At 64.7% G+C, this 16680-nt stretch carries 18 protein-coding genes and 1 pseudogene; 5 read left to right on the forward strand and 14 right to left on the reverse strand.

Going from position 1 to position 16680, the window contains the following annotated elements; genetic code table 11:
* Positions 1–73: 73 nt before the first annotated feature.
* Positions 74–526 carry a DMT family transporter gene (locus BFX80_RS01105; protein ID WP_077373528.1) on the reverse strand — a complete coding sequence of 151 codons (453 nt, stop codon included), beginning with the start codon at positions 524–526 and terminating at the stop codon, positions 74–76.
* Positions 527–594: 68 nt separating this feature from the next.
* Positions 595–1626: an NADP(H)-dependent aldo-keto reductase gene (locus BFX80_RS01110; protein WP_077373531.1), complete on the reverse strand. Its 1032-nt coding sequence runs from the start codon at positions 1624–1626 to the stop codon at positions 595–597.
* A gap of 314 nt (positions 1627–1940) precedes the next feature.
* Between BFX80_RS01110 and BFX80_RS01115 the strand changes: the two genes are divergently transcribed.
* Entirely contained in the window at positions 1941–2426 is a 486-nt protein-coding gene (locus BFX80_RS01115) for a tetratricopeptide repeat protein (protein ID WP_077373534.1), read from the forward strand.
* A gap of 198 nt (positions 2427–2624) precedes the next feature.
* The gene (locus BFX80_RS01120) at positions 2625–3125 is read left to right on the forward strand and encodes a 3'-5' exonuclease (RefSeq protein WP_077373537.1); all 501 of its coding nucleotides are present in this window, start codon (positions 2625–2627) and stop codon (positions 3123–3125) included.
* 94 nt (positions 3126–3219) lie between these two features.
* On the opposite strand, the gene BFX80_RS01125 is transcribed toward BFX80_RS01120, so the two are convergent.
* Complete coding sequence (locus BFX80_RS01125) at positions 3220–4188, reverse strand: NAD(P)H-quinone oxidoreductase (RefSeq protein WP_084207773.1); 969 nt, start codon at positions 4186–4188, stop codon at positions 3220–3222.
* 186 nt (positions 4189–4374) lie between these two features.
* Here BFX80_RS01125 and BFX80_RS01130 point away from each other — a divergent pair, with 186 nt between their 5' ends.
* A complete protein-coding gene (locus tag BFX80_RS01130) occupies positions 4375–6141 on the forward strand; it encodes a GNAT family N-acyltransferase (protein WP_084207774.1) in 1767 nt (588 codons plus the stop codon).
* Positions 6142–6157: 16 nt separating this feature from the next.
* On the opposite strand, the gene BFX80_RS01135 is transcribed toward BFX80_RS01130, so the two are convergent.
* The gene (locus BFX80_RS01135; protein ID WP_084207775.1) at positions 6158–6712 is read right to left on the reverse strand and encodes an LOG family protein; all 555 of its coding nucleotides are present in this window, start codon (positions 6710–6712) and stop codon (positions 6158–6160) included.
* A gap of 300 nt (positions 6713–7012) precedes the next feature.
* Here BFX80_RS01135 and BFX80_RS01140 point away from each other — a divergent pair, with 300 nt between their 5' ends.
* The gene (locus BFX80_RS01140) at positions 7013–8353 is read left to right on the forward strand and encodes a sodium-dependent transporter (protein WP_077373548.1); all 1341 of its coding nucleotides are present in this window, start codon (positions 7013–7015) and stop codon (positions 8351–8353) included.
* Between the two features lie 120 nt (positions 8354–8473).
* Here the strand turns inward: BFX80_RS01140 and BFX80_RS01145 are convergent, their stop codons facing one another.
* From BFX80_RS01145 to BFX80_RS01185, 10 genes and pseudogenes are all read right to left on the reverse strand, one after another.
* Complete coding sequence (locus BFX80_RS01145; protein ID WP_084207776.1) at positions 8474–9001, reverse strand: DUF501 domain-containing protein; 528 nt, start codon at positions 8999–9001, stop codon at positions 8474–8476.
* A complete protein-coding gene (locus BFX80_RS01150) occupies positions 8979–9308 on the reverse strand; it encodes a hypothetical protein (RefSeq protein ID WP_077373554.1) in 330 nt (109 codons plus the stop codon). The genes BFX80_RS01145 and BFX80_RS01150 overlap by 23 nt, the downstream gene beginning before the upstream one ends.
* A gap of 57 nt (positions 9309–9365) precedes the next feature.
* Positions 9366–9845, reverse strand: coding sequence for an aminoacyl-tRNA deacylase (locus tag BFX80_RS01155; protein ID WP_084207777.1), 480 nt, complete (start codon positions 9843–9845; stop codon positions 9366–9368).
* 95 nt (positions 9846–9940) lie between these two features.
* A pseudogene (locus BFX80_RS01160) lies at positions 9941–10330 on the reverse strand (acyl-CoA thioesterase); the annotation flags it as partial.
* Positions 10331–10378: 48 nt separating this feature from the next.
* The gene (locus tag BFX80_RS01165) at positions 10379–11200 is read right to left on the reverse strand and encodes a hypothetical protein (RefSeq protein ID WP_084207779.1); all 822 of its coding nucleotides are present in this window, start codon (positions 11198–11200) and stop codon (positions 10379–10381) included.
* Complete coding sequence (locus BFX80_RS01170) at positions 11200–12030, reverse strand: zinc-binding dehydrogenase (RefSeq protein ID WP_394327514.1); 831 nt, start codon at positions 12028–12030, stop codon at positions 11200–11202. The genes BFX80_RS01165 and BFX80_RS01170 overlap by 1 nt, the downstream gene beginning before the upstream one ends.
* The gene (locus tag BFX80_RS17990; RefSeq protein ID WP_205632719.1) at positions 11976–12218 is read right to left on the reverse strand and encodes a hypothetical protein; all 243 of its coding nucleotides are present in this window, start codon (positions 12216–12218) and stop codon (positions 11976–11978) included. Before BFX80_RS17990 ends, BFX80_RS01170 begins: the two co-directional genes overlap by 55 nt.
* Before the next feature lie 216 nt (positions 12219–12434).
* The gene (locus BFX80_RS01175; RefSeq protein WP_084207780.1) at positions 12435–13976 is read right to left on the reverse strand and encodes an alanine/glycine:cation symporter family protein; all 1542 of its coding nucleotides are present in this window, start codon (positions 13974–13976) and stop codon (positions 12435–12437) included.
* 67 nt (positions 13977–14043) lie between these two features.
* Complete coding sequence (locus tag BFX80_RS01180) at positions 14044–14481, reverse strand: universal stress protein (RefSeq protein ID WP_077373569.1); 438 nt, start codon at positions 14479–14481, stop codon at positions 14044–14046.
* 398 nt (positions 14482–14879) lie between these two features.
* The gene (locus BFX80_RS01185) at positions 14880–15305 is read right to left on the reverse strand and encodes a hypothetical protein (RefSeq protein WP_077373572.1); all 426 of its coding nucleotides are present in this window, start codon (positions 15303–15305) and stop codon (positions 14880–14882) included.
* 121 nt (positions 15306–15426) lie between these two features.
* On the opposite strand from BFX80_RS01185, the gene BFX80_RS01190 reads away from it, so the two are divergent.
* The gene (locus tag BFX80_RS01190; protein WP_084207781.1) at positions 15427–16590 is read left to right on the forward strand and encodes a MalY/PatB family protein; all 1164 of its coding nucleotides are present in this window, start codon (positions 15427–15429) and stop codon (positions 16588–16590) included.
* Positions 16591–16680 lie beyond the last annotated feature (90 nt).

Here is a 16680-nt window from a genome sequence, read left to right on the forward strand (position 1 = left end):
CAGGCAGACAACATGGCCCCGAGTCCGTCGGGACTATCGGGGCCATAGATTGCGATGCGTGACGCCAAAGGCATCAATAGCGTCGGATCAGGAAGACGCCAGCGAACAGCAACAGCACGCCCGCCACGCGCCCCAGCGAGAGATCATGCTGCGGGAAGGTTGCCCAACCGAAGTGATCCAGAACGACCGAAGCCGTCAGCTGGCCCGCCAGGAAGGTGGCCATCATGGTGGCCGCGCCCAGCTTGGGTACCAGGATCACGCTGGCTGCCACGAAGAAGGCCCCCAGCAGACCACCGGTCCAGCTCCACCAGGGAGCCGCTTTCAGGGCACCAATGCCCGGCATGGGCAATCGCATGGCCAGCACGATACCGATCAGGGCGATCGAGCCGATCACGAAGCTGACCATGGCGGCCATGAGCGAACTGTGGGTCTGCAGGGCCAGCGTGGAATTGACGCCGGCCTGGATCGGCATCATGGCACCGGCGGCCACGGCCATGAGAATCATGCTCAGTTCAGCGGGATTCATGGGGTTTCCTTGGAGACGAACAGGCCGGTCATCACGACCGGCCTGTCGGGTTGCGCGTCAGGGGCAGATCAGGGGCAGGGGTTCGGCGCGGTGTTGTGGATCATCTCGATCTCGGCCAGCACCTCGTCGCTCAGTTCCACCTCGAGGCTTTTGATGTTGCTCTCCAGCTGCAGCATGGTGGTGGCACCGATGATGTTGCTGGTCAGGAACGGACGCGTGTTGACGAAGGCGAGTGCCATCTGCGCCGGGTTCAGGCCATGACGGCGTGCGATATCCACGTAGCAGGCGATGACGTGCTGGGCCGGCTCCGCGTTGTAGCGCTGGAAGCGCTCGAACAGGGTCAGACGCGCGCCTTCCGGACGGGCGCCATCCAGATACTTGCCGGACAGGGTGCCGAAGGCCAGCGGCGAATAGGCGAGCAGGCCCACATCTTCGCGGTGCGCGAACTCGGCCAGCCCGACCTCAAAGCTGCGGTTGACCAGATTGTAGGGATTCTGGACGCTGGCGACGCGCGGCAGATTCAGGCGCTCGGCCAGATTCAGGCACTGCATCACGCCCCAGGGCGTCTCGTTGGACAGACCCACGGCGCGAATCTTGCCCGCGGTGACCAGTTCGCCAAGCGCGGAGAGGCTTTCTTCCAGCGGCGTCATGTCCTCGTCTTCCACCGGCTGGTAACCCAGCTTGCCGAAGAAGTTGGTCTTGCGATCCGGCCAATGCAGCTGATAGAGGTCGATGTAATCGGTGCCCAGGCGGCGCAGGTTGTCGTCACAGGCGGCGATGATCTGCTCGCGGGTCAGGCGTGAACCACCGCGGAGGTAGTCCATGCCCGGGCCGGTGACCTTGGTGGCGATCTTGACCTGGTCACGGTTGCCGCGTGCGGCCAGCCAGCTGCCGATGTACTGCTCGGTGCGGCCCTGGGTCTCGCCATTGGGCGGGACAGGGTACATCTCGGCGGTATCGATGAAGTCGATGCCGGCATCGAGCGCACGATCCAGCTGCTGGTGGGCATCGGCTTCGCTGTTCTGCTCACCAAAGGTCATGGTGCCAAGGCACAGCAGACTCACGTCAATGCCGGTGCGGCCTAGAGCTCTACGTTGCATGCAGGATTCCCCTGTCGGGTGGTTGGCAAAAGCGGGTAAGGCGAGCGTGCGTCGCCTGCGTGTGTCAGGGCAGGTGCGGCGGCGGTTTCACTCGCGGGACGGCGCACATATTAGCAGCGTAACAAAAACCCACAAGGCGGGCTTGAGTCCCCCTGATTGCGCGAGTATGCTTGGCGCCCCGTTGTCAGGGGAGCAGCCTCGCGAGGCCGCCCGCATGGGCAAACTGACAGCGTTGGCAAGGAGAACAGCGTCGCAGGCTCAGGAAAGGGCCAGATACGGCGTCATCCCTCTTATCTGTTTCAAGGTTACTCGTCATGCCGCAGGCCTCAACCCTGATGACCGGACTGAAATACCGCCTGGCGGAGCGTCTGTTCCACGCCTCCTGGCTTTCCGGCTCTCAGCAGAAGCATCGTCTGACCATGCGTCTGTTCAATCACTGCGCTAAGGCCGGTCATACCGGTGCGCTGTCATTGTACGGCCACATGCTGTTCCAGCGCGGCAGTTCGGCGCAGGAAAAGGCCAAGGGTGCCCGTTTCGTCGTCAAGGCGGCACAGGCGGGTGACATCCATGCCCAGTACCAGGCAGGGTGCATCTACGAGCATGGCTGCGCGCAATACCAGAGTGACCCGGCCAAGGCCGTGACCTGGTATGCACGTGCGGCAGAGCGTCATCATGCGCTTGCCGCGCAGCGTCTGGCACGTGCCTATCGTGAAGGCTCGCTGGGGCTGGCGGTCTGCCCGCACAAGGCGGAGCACTGGGAAGCGCATGCACGCAGCGGTGACGAAGCCGCCCTCCACTGAGCCAATCCGACGGCTGCTGCCGTCGTCGATCGCCTCCTCTGACAGCGCCCTCCTCGTGAGGGCGCTGTCGTCTCCGTCTCTTCTGATGCCAACCGGATGAGCAGGACTCGCCAAACGGGGGGCAATTCCCGTAACCTGAAGACATTCAACCCCTTCTTGCCTGGTCCTTGGCTGCCTGAGATACCGTGGGAGACGCGTGTGACGCTGCCTATTCTGCTCGATATTGAAGCCTCCGGCTTTGGCCGCGGCAGCTACCCGATCGAGATCGGTCTGGCGCGTACCGATGGCAGCAGCTGTGCCTTCCTCATCCAGCCGCTGGAAGAGTGGGTGCACTGGGACCCCAAGGCTGAGTTGTTGCATGGCATTTCACGCGCCCGATTGGCACGTGAAGGTCGCCCGGTGCGGGAAGTGGCGCAGTGGATCAATGATGAGCTAAGCGAGACACGTATCGCGTACAGCGATAGCTGGGGCTACGACAATACCTGGTTGTCGTTGCTGTTCCATCATGCCGGCATGCTGCCGCACTTCCGGCTGGAAGCGCTGCGCCGGCTGCTGGATGAGGAGCAGCTGAATCGCTGGGCCGAGCTCAAGGAAGCCGTGATCGCCGAAGGCGGCATCCAGCGCCATCGCGCTGGAGATGATGCCCGTCTGCTGCAACTGACCTGGCAGAAGGCCCAGGCCATCGAGCGCAACGACTGAGCGTTCAGCCCGGCGAAAGATGACCGGCATGAAAGCCCCTGCAGAAGGCAGCCCATCGGGCTGCCTTCTTGCGTTCTGCCAGTCGACGACGGACTCAGGCCCCGCTTACCGCCAGCAGCACCTTGCCGGTGCTGGCGTTGTCCTGCACATAGGCATGTGCAGCCTCGGCGTCCTGGATCGGCCAGCTCTTGTCGATATGCGGACGTATCTCGCCTCGCGCCAGGCGTGGCCAGACGTGGACATAGAGTGCATCCAGCACCATGCCCTTGCCCTTGGGCGAGCGGGAACGCAGGGTCGAGCCGATCAACCGCTGGCGCTTCATCAGCATGCGGCCCAGATCCAGCTCGTCCATGCGTCCGCCCATCAGGCCGATCAATACCATGCGGCCATCCTGGTTCAGGACCTGCTGATTGCCTGACAGGTAGCCGCCGCCGACCGGGTCGAGAATCATGTCAGCGCCGCCCCATTCGTTCACGGCATCGACGAAACTGCCATCGTGGCGATTCCAGCCGGCATCGGCCCCCAGTCGCAGGCAGGTGTCCAGCTTCTCCTGACTGCCGACGGTCACAAAGCAGGGATGGCCGAACAGGCCGCACAGCTGGATGGCAGTGGTGCCGATACCGCTGGCCCCGGCGTGCAGCAGGACGCGTTCCTTGTGCTTGAGGTTGCCCTCGATGAACAGGTTCAGCCAGGCGGTGGCGAACATCTCCGGCAGGGCGGCCGCCTCACGCAGGCCGAAGCCCTCCGGCACCGGCAGTACCTGCAGGACATTGACCACCACCTCTTCGGCATAGCCTCCGCCTGCCAGCAGGGCACAGACCGGGTCCCCCACCTGGAAGCGTTCCACGTGTCTGCCCACCTCGAGGATGGTGCCGCTGACCTCGAGACCGAGAATCTCGCTTTCCCCGGCCGGGGGCGGATACTGCCCGGCGCGCTGCATCAGATCCGCGCGGTTGACGCCGGCCCAGGCCACCTGGATACGCACCTCGTCCGAGGCGATACCTGAAGGGGCCTCGGTTTCCTGCCAGACCAGCGCCTCGTTCTCGACGGCTATCGCATACATTCGCTATCTCCTTGGCTTGGCAATCGTGGCTGCCTTGCTGTGATCGCTCCGTCCTCAGACGGATGTCTGTCATCTCACTGTACGGGGACTGTGACGCACCTGTCATGAAGTGGCGCGATTCTGACGTGATATCAAGCCTCTGTTTCAGACTGCGAGTGACGCACCGCGTTGCGCAAAGGAGTGAGCATGATCGATACCGCCCGTGTCATCGCCGCCAAGTATCCCGCCTTTGCCAGGCGCCACCCTCTGATTCGTCGCCCGGCGCTGGCGCTGCTGCGGCGTCTGGTTCACGAGAGCGAGATCAATGCCTTCCTCGCCGAGCATGCCGGTCTGCGCGGTTTTGACTTCATCGACCGTGTGCTCGATCACTTCTCCTTCGCCTACTCCGTCTCCTCGCGGGAGCGCGAGAACATCCCTGCCTACGGGCGAGTGGTGATCGTCGCCAACCACCCGCTGGGCTCGCTGGATGGGCTCGCGTTGCTCAAGCTGGTCGGGGAGGTGCGGCGTGACGTGAAGATCGTCGCCAACGACATCCTGATGAAGGTCGAGCCGCTGGCGCCCTTGCTGCTGCCGCTGGACAACCTCAGTCGCCGCGGGTATCGCAGGAGCAGCACCCAGATCTGCGAGGCACTGATGAATGAAGAGGCCGTGATCATCTTCCCGGCCGGAGAGGTCTCGCGCGCAGGACCGACCGGGCCGCGTGACGGCAAGTGGCTGTCGGGTTTCCTGCATTTCGCGCGCAAGACCAACGCGCCGGTACTGCCGATTCACGTCAGTGGTCGCAACTCGACACTCTTCTACACCCTGTCATCGATCAACCGTGGCTTCGGCACGCCCCTGCTGGCCCACGAGATGTTTCGCCAGCGCGAACGTCAGCTCAAGCTGCGCATCGGGGAACTGATTCCGCTGGCGCGTCTCGACAGTGATGCCCTGAGCACCAATGCCAAGACACGCCTGCTGCGCAAGCATCTCTATCGCATCGGACGCGGCAAGCGCGGGCTGTTCGTGACCGAGAAGGCCATCGGTCATCCGGAGGAGCGCCAGGCGCTGCGTGAGGAACTGACGCCGTGTGAGCTGCTGGGTGAGACCCGCGACGGCAAGAAGATCTACCTGTTCGATGCCTTTCCCGGTTCCAGCGTGATGCGCGAGATCGGTCGGCTGCGCGAGTTGAGCTTCCGCCGCGTCGGCGAAGGGACGGGAGAGCGTCGTGACATTGACCGTTACGACGCGCATTACCGCCATCTGGTGCTGTGGGATGACGCCGATCTCGAGATCGCCGGGGCCTATCGCATCGGTGAGGTGGGCAAGATCATGGCGGCACATGGCGAGAAGGGGTTCTACAGCCCGACCCTGTTCCGCTTCACGCCGGAGATGTTCGCGCATATGCAGGAGGGCCTGGAGCTGGGGCGCAGCTTCGTGCAGCCACGCTATTGGGGGCGCCGCAGTCTCGATTACCTGTGGCAGGGGCTGGGTGCCTATCTGCGCCGTCACCCCGAGATTCGCTGGCTGTTCGGCCCGGTCACGCTCTCCAACAGCTACCCGGAGGCTGCTCGGGCGTTGATCGTCAGCTATTACCGCCACTACTACGGGGATGAGGAGGGGCTGGCGCGTGCACGGGCACCGGTCGCGCAGAGTGCACCGGGCAGTGCCGCCCATGAGGCGGAGCGTCTGTTCGATGGTCAGGATGCCGAGGGCGATTTCCGTCGCCTGCGCGCCCAGCTGGACGCGATGGGCGTGACGGTGCCGACCCTCTACAAGCAGTACGCCGAGGTCACCGAGCCCGGCGGCACTCGCTTCCTCGACTTCAGCGTCGATGCCGATTTCGGCTACTGCATCGATGGGCTGGTGATGGTCGATATCCGACGCATCACCGCCAGCAAGCGCAGCCGCTATCTCGGGGAGCCGGCCTGTCGCGATCAGGCCGGTGCACGACACCCCGTCACGGAGGCTTGACCCATGCTGCTTGCCGTCAGGCCTGCTCGCCTGACGAGGGGGCCAGGCGGTCCAGCAGGGGAGTGATCTCGCGTTCGCTGATCAGGCGGGCGCGAGTATCCGCGTCGAGGAAGCCCGCCTCGACGGTGCGATCCAGAAATTCCAGCAGCGGCGCGTAGAAGCCGTCACTGTCGAGGACGGCGATCGGCTTGGCGTGAAAGCGCAGGTATTGCCAGGTCCAGGTCTCGAACAGCTCCTCCAGCGTGCCGATCCCGCCCGGCAGGGTCACGAAACCATCCGCCAGCGCGGCCATCTGCGCCTTGCGCTCATGCATGTCCGCCACTTCGATCAGCCGAGTCAGCCCGGTGTGTGCCTTCTCGTTGCGCACCAGCGCCTGCGGGATCACGCCGACCACCTCACCGCCTGCGGCCAGCGCGGCATCTGCCAAAGCGCCCATCAGTCCGGCACGTGCTCCTCCATAGACCAGTCCCCAGCCACGTTCGGCGATCGCGGTCCCCAGTGCCTCGGCCTTCTGGCGGTGATGCGGGGAGGCCCCCTCGCGGGAACCCAGATAGACACAGATGCGATGCATGTTGCTCTCCTGAAGGTGTGTTGTGGCACGCAAGGTCGAGTGCCACGCCAGAATGTCGTGGTCTCCATCCTACCCGAGTTGTGCGGCGGGGCCATGACGCCTTGGCGCAACCTTGCCTTGCAGAGTGAGAGAGCATGCTCGGCGTGGTACCTGCATTCACGGGCCTGCTCTGCTACCCTTGCCGCCCCCGCAGGCGACGGCTGGCGGGCGCTGACGCCCATGAGCCTTTTCATCGGGGTGCACTCCAACATGACGCGACGTCCTGACGGCGGGCGCGGGACAACAAGGCAGGAGAGACAGATGGCGCAGGTGCGCGGACGCTTCGCCAGTCGGCTGGGCTTCTTGATGGCCGCCGCTGGTTCGGCAGTAGGGCTTGGCAACGTCTGGGGCTTCCCGTCCCAGACCGCCAACAACGGAGGCGGGGCCTTCGTGGTGATGTATCTGGTGCTGGCCTTCCTGCTGGCGTGGCCGGCGTTGATGGCCGAGCTGGTCATCGGGCGGCATGGTCAGGCCAATATCGTCACCAGCATGAGTCTGGGGCGCGGCATCACCAAGCGCTTCGGCGCGCTGGCGGGCTGGGCGGGCATGCTGACCGCCAGCCTGATCCTGGCCTTCTACGCCATCGTCGCGGGCTGGCTGCTGGGCTATACCGCCGCGCCGGTCAGCGCGGCGCTGGGCATGTCGTCCGCCGCCAGCTGGCTGACCACCTTCGACTTCACGCGCAATGTCTCGCTGACGGCGGTCTTCCTCGCCCTGACCATGGCGATCGTGGTCGGTGGCGTGCGCGGCGGGATCGAGAAATGGTCCACACGTCTGATGCCGCTGCTGCTGGCCCTGCTGGTGGGGTTGATCGGCTACGTGCTGACCCTGCCGGGCGCCGATGAAGGCCTGAGTGTCTATCTCACCCCGCAGTGGGATCGCATCTTCGATGCTGACCTGATGCTGAGCGCGATGGGCCAGGCATTCTTCTCGCTGTCGCTCGGCGTGGGGGCGATGCTGATCTACGGCTCCTATCTGGGGCCGGAGCAGAACCTGCCGCGTCTCGGCGTGCTGGTGACGCTGATCGACGTCGGCATCGCCTTCCTGGCCGGCCTGCTGGTGATTCCGGCCATGTATGCCGCGCGTCATCTGGGCGTCGAGATCTTCGATGCCGACGGCCTGCTCAAGAGCTCCGACACGCTGCTGTTCGATACGTTGCCGGCGCTGTTCGGTCAGATGGGTGGCGCGGGAGACGTCTTGATGGTGGCGTTCTTCGCGCTGATGAGCGTGGCGGGCATCACCTCCTCCATCTCGATGCTGGAAGTGCCGGTATCCTTCGTGGTCGAGCGTGGCTGGCTGGGACGGCGTGCCGCCACCCTGGCCGTCGGGGCCGCCATCATGGCCATCAGTCTGACCATCGCCGCCAACTTCGGGGCGCTGTTCGGTCTGGTGATCATGTTGACCACCCAGTACAGCCAGCCACTGGTCGCGCTGGTGATGTGTCTGCTGGTCGGCTGGGCAATGTCGCGCCATGCGCTGCTCAAGGAGATCCAGAGCGGGGCGCCGGACATCGAGTCCAGCCTGTTCTGGAAGATCTGGCCGTGGTACGTGCGCCTGATCTGCCCGCTGTGCATCGCCTTGGTGTTCGCGCACTCGCTGTAAGCCGAAACGCCCCCTGCACGACGCAAGAAGCCCGCCAATTGGCGGGCTTCTTCGTCTTGTGCCTCCTGGCCGACGGCCTCTGCTCGAGGGACTGAGTGTCGGCTCGATCGCAGGCAGGGCTCAGGGCAGCTCGGACAGCACGTCGTAGTGGGCATCGACCCAGTGCCCGATGGCATTGCCCTCGGCATAGGCGAGGTGCTGGGCGTACTGTGTGTGCAGGCAGCGCACCTGATTCCAGTCGCGGATGCCGCCGACGCCACGCTCACGCATCAGCTCAGCGAAGCCCTGGGACTCGATGGCGCTGCGCTCGGCCTCGCTCATGAAGCTCCAGCGCTCGGCGACATAGGCTTCATGACTGGCACGATAGCGCGCCAGCAGTTCCTCGTCGGTCTTGAGGCTCTCTTCCAGCTCCTTGATCACGCCTTCGGCCTCGATGCGTGACAGCGAGATCTTGAGGCGCTCGTCGCTCAGCCAGTAGAGGGTCGGGAAGGGTTTGCCATCCACCAGCGAATGCATGCGCAGCACCAGCGGGGTGCCCTCGCCATCGGTGGCGGCCACGGCCTGGATGCCGCGCGGCTTGCGCCCGAGCTGGCGCTCGATGATCTCGAGCTCACGCGCGTCGGGACTATGATTGGTCAGGATCACCATGCTTGCAGTCAGGCTCCAGCACACACTTGTTGGACCGGGAGACGGCCCGGAAGAACGCCTGGTTGAGCTGCTGGGGGCTCGGCACATAGCCATGCCACTCGCGCTCGCAGTAGTCACTGCCGCGCGCCATCAGCTCCGGGGCCAGACGATTGAACCAGCCATCATAATCGTAGGGGTCAAGGCCCGGCAAGCTGATGTGCGGGTAGTCGGCGAAGCGCTCGCCGAACCACTGCTCCAGCGAGGCCTCGACCTGCGCATGCAGCTCGGTCATGTCCGGATAGATCCACTTGCTGTAGCGAATGCCCATCGGGCCTCCTCGCTGGCGTGGCGGCAGGGAGCGTCAGGGTGACAGGTGGCGAGAGCCTCAGTCCTCACGCGCCAGCGGCGCGAACTGCCCATTGCCCAGTTCACACAGTAGCGCGGGAGCGAGACCGATCTCCAGTCCTCGGCGTCCACCGCTGATGAACATCTCCTCCACCCCCTCGGCGCTGTCATCCACCCACAGCGGCAGCCGCTTCTTCTGGCCCAGTGGACTGATGCCGCCGACCACATAGCCGGTGGCGCGCTCGGCGGCCTCGTGGGGGGCCAGGGCTGCCTTGCGGGCATGGCAGGCACGCGCCAGTGCCTTGAGGTTCAGCGTGCCGGTGACGGGCACCACGGCGACCACCAGCGGCTGGCGGGCACTGCTGCCTTCCAGCTGACAGACGAGTGTCTTGAAGACCCGTGCCGGCTCAAGCCCCAGCGCCTGGGCAGCCTCTTCGCCATACGCAGGCGCCCGAGGGTCATGGGCATATTCCAGGGTACGGTGAGGCCTGCCCTTGAGCAGCTTGAGCGCGGGTGTCATGCCGGTACGCTCCCGACGGGCGCCGTGCTGTGCGTGCCGAGCGCGCGGGCCTTCTCGCGCAGGGCAGGGAGATCCAGCTCGGCGCTGTCAGTGTGTTCGTGCAGGTGGGAGAGCAGGGTCGTGCGCAGCTCGCCTTCGATGCGCTGCGATTGCTTGGCGTGATGATCGAACTGCACCAGCACGCAGTGGCCACGCGCCCCGCAGACACCGCGCTGCCAGGCTTCCTGGGTCACGGTGAAGGAGCTGCCGCCAAGCCGCGACAGCCAGGTGCGAATCTCGACATCCTGGCCGTATTGCAGCTCGGCGAGAAAGTCGACCTCGATGCGCGCCATGATCAGCGGCCATTTGCGCGGGTCGAGATCCGGCACGAAGACGCGGAACAGGTCATTGCGCGCCCACTCGAACCAGGCCGGCAGGCGCGTGTTGTTGATATGTCCGAGGGCATCGGTATCGAAGAAGGCCGGCTCCAGCGTCTTGAAGTACATGTCATCGCTCCTGTGCGTCCTTGCGGGCTTTTCAGCCTATCAGGAAGCTCAGACGCTGGCTGTACGCCGTGCGGCTAGTCGTCGTTGCAGCGGCGTGAACACGCCCAGCCATGCCGTCGCGATCACGAACCCCAGCAGGGTGCCCGCCGCGACCCCCATGCTCGGGTAGCTGAGCGAGACCACCAGTGAATAGCACAGCAGCGAACCAAGGCCCGCCGGGTAGTGCTTGATCACGGTGGCGACAGCGGCCGGCCCCTGAGTCAGATGCAGAATGATCAACAGCGGATACATGGTGACAGGGAAGGCCGCCACCAGCCCGGCCCAGGACGGTGGCAACAGATGGGCCAGCGCGGTGATGCCGAACACGATGCCGGCCGCGAGGCCCGCACGCGCCAGCAGCGAAGGCCACGAGAACGGGGCCTTGCGACTGCGGGTTTCCGGTACGTCGCGGTACAGGCGCATGCACAGCATGATGGCGATCAGCGTCACGATCACGCCGCTGACACGGGTGAACTCGAACTGCGCCAGGATCACGCTGGCCGCCAGCCAGCCCAGCAGGCCACCCAGAGTACCGTTGATGACACCGCGCAGCCCCTCTGCACGCCCGCATAGCCAGTAACCGACCCCCAGGGCGAGGGTCGAGGAGAATCCGGCCAGCGTGTAGATGGCACTCTCACCGGCGAATTCGGGGGAAATCTCGACCCCGATGAAGCCCAGCGTGATGGCCGTGCCGAGCGGATAGCCGGACAGCAGCCCGGCCATGCGCGTCGAGAGACGCTCCGCGATCAACGACAGGCCGATCACCACCGCGACCGAAATCAGCAGCTTGAGCAGCTGCAGGCCAAGCTCCCCATGCAGTACCGCTGTCATCAAGTGGCGTCCCAGAACTGGCGGCGCAGTAGGGAGATCTTGCCCAGTGCCTTGCCGGAGGCCTGATGTCGGTGTGCCTCGGCGACTTCACGGAAGTCGAACTGGCGCTCGTCCAGGCGCACCTTGAACTCGCCTTCCTCGACCAGTTCCACCAGCTTGCCCAGTGCCTGACGCTGCTGCTCGTGACCGATGCCGGCGCTGAGCGGCAGCAGGATCGATAGTACTTCCAGGCTGCGACTACCGGCATGCAGCGGCGAGAGATCTGCCGTGGTGCGCGCATTGATGGTCACGATGCGCCCGCCCAGCCTGCTGGCGGCGAAGCTGGCGGCCAGGTTGTCACCCCCGACGCAATCGAAGACCAGATCAAAGCCCTGGCCAGCCGTCAGGCGCTCCACGTAGTCGGCCACCGCTTCCTCGCGGTAGCGAATGACGTGGTCCGCGCCACAGGCACGTGCCAGCTGCGCCTTGTCATCCGTGGAGACGGTCGTGGCGACTTCCGCACCGATGCAACGGGCGATCTGCAGTGCGACATGACCGACACCGCCGGCGCCGCCGTGAATCAGTACGCGTTGCCCCGCCTCCAGCTGGCCACGTTCCACCAGCGCCTGCCAGGCGGTGATGAACACTGCAGGCAATGCCGCGGCTTCCATGAAGCTCAGGCGGCGCGGCTTGCGGGTGATCAGACGCTCATCGGCGATCATGTAATCCGCCAGCGCCCCGGGGTGAGACGCGACACCCCCGGCAAATCCGAGCACTTCATCGCCCGGTGAGAAGGTCAGCACATCGTCTCCGACGGCATCGACGATGCCGGCGACATCACCATGCAGGATGCAGGGTTCGGGGGGAGAAGGGCGACCTGCCCGCTGGCCAGCTTGAGATCGAGCGGGTTGACGCTGGAAGCGGCGACGCGAATGCGCACCTGTCCGGGGCCGGGTTCCGGCAGTGGGCATTGCGTGCATTCGAAGTCGGCATCCGGGCCGGGGTTGCGCAGCACCATGGCGTGCATGGAAGCGAGCATGAGACGTCCTCGTTGAAACGAATTCCGGCCAGTTCGGCCAGTGAGCGCCACACCCTACCCATTGCGCTGCGCCGCGGCAATGCGACTTGGGTGGTTTCCGCCGTCCTGGTGACGGAATTGCATGATCGACAACGAAAAAGCCCCTGCCGAAGGGCAGAGGCTTTGGGTCATGCGGCGGGCGACGACTGCGTCAGACCCGCCTGAGAGGGAGAGGTGTCACGCGTTCTGGCGCTTGGTCTCCTTGTCGATCGGGGCGATCTCGCCGGACTTCAGCTTGGCGAGGTACTGGCTCAGCTCGCGCTTCACGACCGGCATCAGGTAGTAGAGACCGATGATGTTGGCGATGGACATGGCGAAGATCATGGCGTCGGAGAAGTCGATGACCGGACCGAGGCTCATGGAGGAGCCGATGACCACGAAGGCGAGGAAGATCAGCTTGTAGACGATCTCGGCACCCTTGCTCTCACCGAACAGGTAGGTCCAGGCTTTCAGGCCGTAGTAGGACCAGGACAGCATGGTGGAGAAGGCGAACATCAGCACCGCCAGCGCCAGCACATACGGGAACCACGGGAAGGCGGTCTCGAAGGCGTAGGACGTCAGCTGGACGCCGCCGAGGCCTTCGACCTGATAGGCGCCGGTGATGACGATGACCAGTGCGGTCATGGTGCAGATGACGACGGTATCGATGAACGGTTCGAGCAGCGCGACGATGCCTTCGGTGGCCGGCTGGGAGGTCTTCACGGCAGAGTGGGCGATGGCGGCGGAGCCGATACCGGCTTCGTTGGAGAAGGCGGCGCGCTTGAAGCCCTGGATCAGTACGCCGACGATACCGCCGCCGACCGCGACCGGTGCGAAGGCACCTTCGATGATGGCGCCGAAGGCCGCCGGAATCGCGCTGAAGTTGAAGCCCAGGATGATGAGAGCCGCGATCACGTAGATGACCGCCATCATCGGCACCAGCTTCTCGGTGACGCGAGCGATGGACTTGATGCCGCCGATGATGACCATGCCGACGATGGCGGCCATCACGAGACCGAACAGCCAGCCGTAGCCGATCAGGAAGCTGGCATCACCGCCGGTGACGTTGACGGCCTGCTGATAGGACTGGTTGGCCTGGAACATGTTGCCGCCGCCGATGGAGCCGCCGATGGCGCAGATGGCGAAGAAGATCGCCAGGATCTTGCCAAGCCCGGCCTTGCCATTCTCCGCGAAGCCCTTGGACAGGTAGTACATCGGGCCGCCGGAGATGGAGCCATCGGGATTGACGTTGCGGTACTTCACGCCAAGGGTACATTCGCAGAACTTGGAGGCCATGCCGAGCAGACCGGCCAGAATCATCCAGAAGGTCGCGCCCGGCCCCCCCAGCGAGACGGCGACCGCGACACCGGCGATGTTGCCCAGCCCGACCGTGCCGGAAAGCGCGGTGGCCAGTGCCTGGAAGTGGGACACCTCGCCTTCATCCTTCGGGTCGGTGTAGTCGCCCTTGACCAGACGCACGGCATGCCCGAACAGACGGAACTGCACGAAGCCGAAATAGAGCGTGAAGACGACGGCAGCGATGATCAGCCAGCCGACGATCAGCGGGAACTGGGTGCCTGCCACCGGCACGGAATAGAAGATGGTGGAGACGATCGGATTGACGATCGGCCCGACGATGTCACTGATGGCCTGATCCATGCCTTCGGCACGGGCAGAGCCTGCGGCCATGAGCGCTGCCATGGCAGCAGCCCAGGGGGCAAGGGAGCGGAATCGACTCATGAGAAGGGACCTCGGGAGCATGTTGTCATTGTTGTGGGATCAGTCTGCGGACGCCTGACGTCATTCATCAGGGCACGACGGTGACGGGGACCGAGGCTTCCTGGATCAGATGCGCGGTCACGCTGCCGAAGATACGAGAGCGCATGCTCTCCCCCTTGCGACCGACGATGATCTGCTCGGCATTCACTTCCCGCGCCAGCAGGCTCAGGATCTCGGCGGCGTCACCGTGACGAACGCGGCCTTCCACCTGATACCCCTCCTTCTCGAGCTCCGTGATGGCAGGCGCGAGAACGCGCTCGCGTGCCAGCTTGATCTCGCTTTCACGGCGACTCGCACGCTGGGCGTTCTCTTCCGGCGTGTTGAAGCTGTAGGGCGACCATTCGACGACATAGCAGAGAATGATGCGGGTTTCGGGGCCGACCAGCGTCGCGACGCGCTTGGCGTGTGCGATGGCACTGTCGCCGCCCGGCGTTCCATCCAGTCCGACAATCAGGGAGGTGGTCATTGAGAGCTCTCCAGAAGCTTGCCGGTCACTGTGTCTCGGCGACTCGGCCAGCGGATTCTTGTTGAATTACCGTTCTTGGACGGTTGAAAGCACTTTACTCCTCGGCAGGTGCAGAAATCCCTGCGTTTATCATGCTTCATGAAACGGTGATTAAACGTAAAAGGGCGGCAGGAGGCGCCTGGGGAAGGAGTCAGGCAGACACGCAGGAGGAGGCATGTGGAGGAGAGTCATGCCCGCAGAGACGAGCCATACCAGTCAGGCTGGCAACGAGGTTCGCCTAGAGTGCCCCACCACGCTTGTGGCCGGGGGGGGGCGCCAGAGGTGGGGCGGGGGAAGGTGTCGTTGTCGTAGCGGGGAAGGGCATGCGCCCATGTGTCAAGGGACGACCGGGACAAGCGCTAGATCAGGCGCTGGTGGGTCAGATCCTTCCAGGCGCTTTCCATGGGCCAGGCCAGCGGCTTTCTGAGGTGGTCGGGCAGTGCCATGAGTGCGGCATCCGGACTTTCGTGCTCACGCATGCGTATCCAGCAGTACGCCCAGGCGCAGGCCTCGTCCTCATCCTGCGGCAGCGGGCGCACCGGCATCTGCATCAGCAGAAACAGGGCGGCCTTGGGAGCCCACAGTGGGGCGCCGCCGTCATGGGCCCAGCGTTCCAGCTGCTCGCCTTCCGGATTGCTCTCAGGTTGCCCCAGCTTCGCCACGCGGGCCGTATCGGCCAGCAATACCGCCAGGCGCTGGCTGTCGCCTCTTCCATGGGTCAGCCAGGCACGCAACAGGCCGGGGAGACCGCGTTGTGCTTGCGGGTAAAAGGTGTCTTCGGACATGCACAAAGCCTTATGCTGTAGTCATTCCACGGGGTTGTCCGCCTGTTGCCGGCGGTTCGAGCGGCAGGTGGTGCCTCATGTCTTCATGGCTCGCATGGGCCAGCACCGGGAGAGATTCTACATGGAGCACGATTTCATCACCCCCATTGACCGCAGTCAGTATCCCTCCCAGAAGTGGGAGCGCTACGGCGCGGATGTCCTGCCGCTGTGGATCGCCGACATGGACTTCAGCGCGCCGCCGGCCGTGACGCGCGCACTGGCGGAACGGGTTGCTCACCCGATCTACGGCTATGCCAAGCCCTCTCAGGGGCTCGACGACAGTCTGCGCGACTGGAGCCGTGAGCACTATGGCTGGGAGATACCGCGTGAGGCCATCGTCTGGCTGCCCGGCGTGGTGCCGGCACTGCATCTCGCCAGCCTGGCATTGACGTCAGAAGGGGCGGGGGTCGTGACGACCACGCCGATCTACCCGCCCTTCCTGCAGGTTGCGCAGAAGACGGGGCGTATCGCGCAGATGGCGCCATTGGCGGAGCCTGCCGAGCCAGGTGGCCTGTGGCAGCTGGACCTCGAGGCACTGGAAGCCGCGATCACTCCCGAGACGGAACTGCTGCTGTGGTGCCATCCACACAATCCTACCGGCCGTGTCTGGCGCGAGGAAGAGCTCGAGGCGCTGGCAGCACTGGTGGAGTGTCATGATCTGCTGGTGGTGTCCGACGAGCTGCATGCCGACCTGGTGGTGGACCCCGCATCGCGGCATATCCCGCTGGCCAGCCTCAATCCGCGCCTGGCGGCGCGCTGCGTGACACTGTGGGCGCCTTCCAAGACCTTCAACACGGCGGGGCTGACCTTTGCCTGTGCGGTGATCACCGATCCGGACCTGCGTCAGCGCTTCGTCGCCGCGACCCGTGGCCTGATGCCGGATACCAATGTATTGGGCATGGTGGCGACGGAAGCGGCGTGGCGTGAGGGAGAGCCGTGGCGTCAGGAGCTGCTGGAGGTGCTGCGCGGCAATCTCGATCTGCTCGAAGCGCATGTGGCCGGCTGGGAGCGCGTTCGCATGACGCGCCCCCAGGCGACCTATCTGGCCTGGCTGGACATGCGTGAGGCCGGCCTGGGCGATTCGCCTCAGCAGACATTGCTGGAGGAGTGCGGTGTCGCGCTTTCCGATGGGGCCGACTTCGGTTGGCCGGGATTCGTGCGCCTGAACTACGCCACCACTCGTCAGCAGCTTGAGCAGGCATTGCAGCGTCTCGATGAACGCCTGAAAGGTGCGCTGCAGGGGTAGTCAGATGTCTGATCTGGATCAAGCGCCGATGAGATGCTGGCAGGAAGTGGCGAGCGAAACCTTGAATTGAGAATCATTATCGATAACTCT

The organism is Cobetia marina (genome assembly GCF_001720485.1).
Taxonomy (GTDB): domain Bacteria; phylum Pseudomonadota; class Gammaproteobacteria; order Pseudomonadales; family Halomonadaceae; genus Cobetia; species Cobetia marina.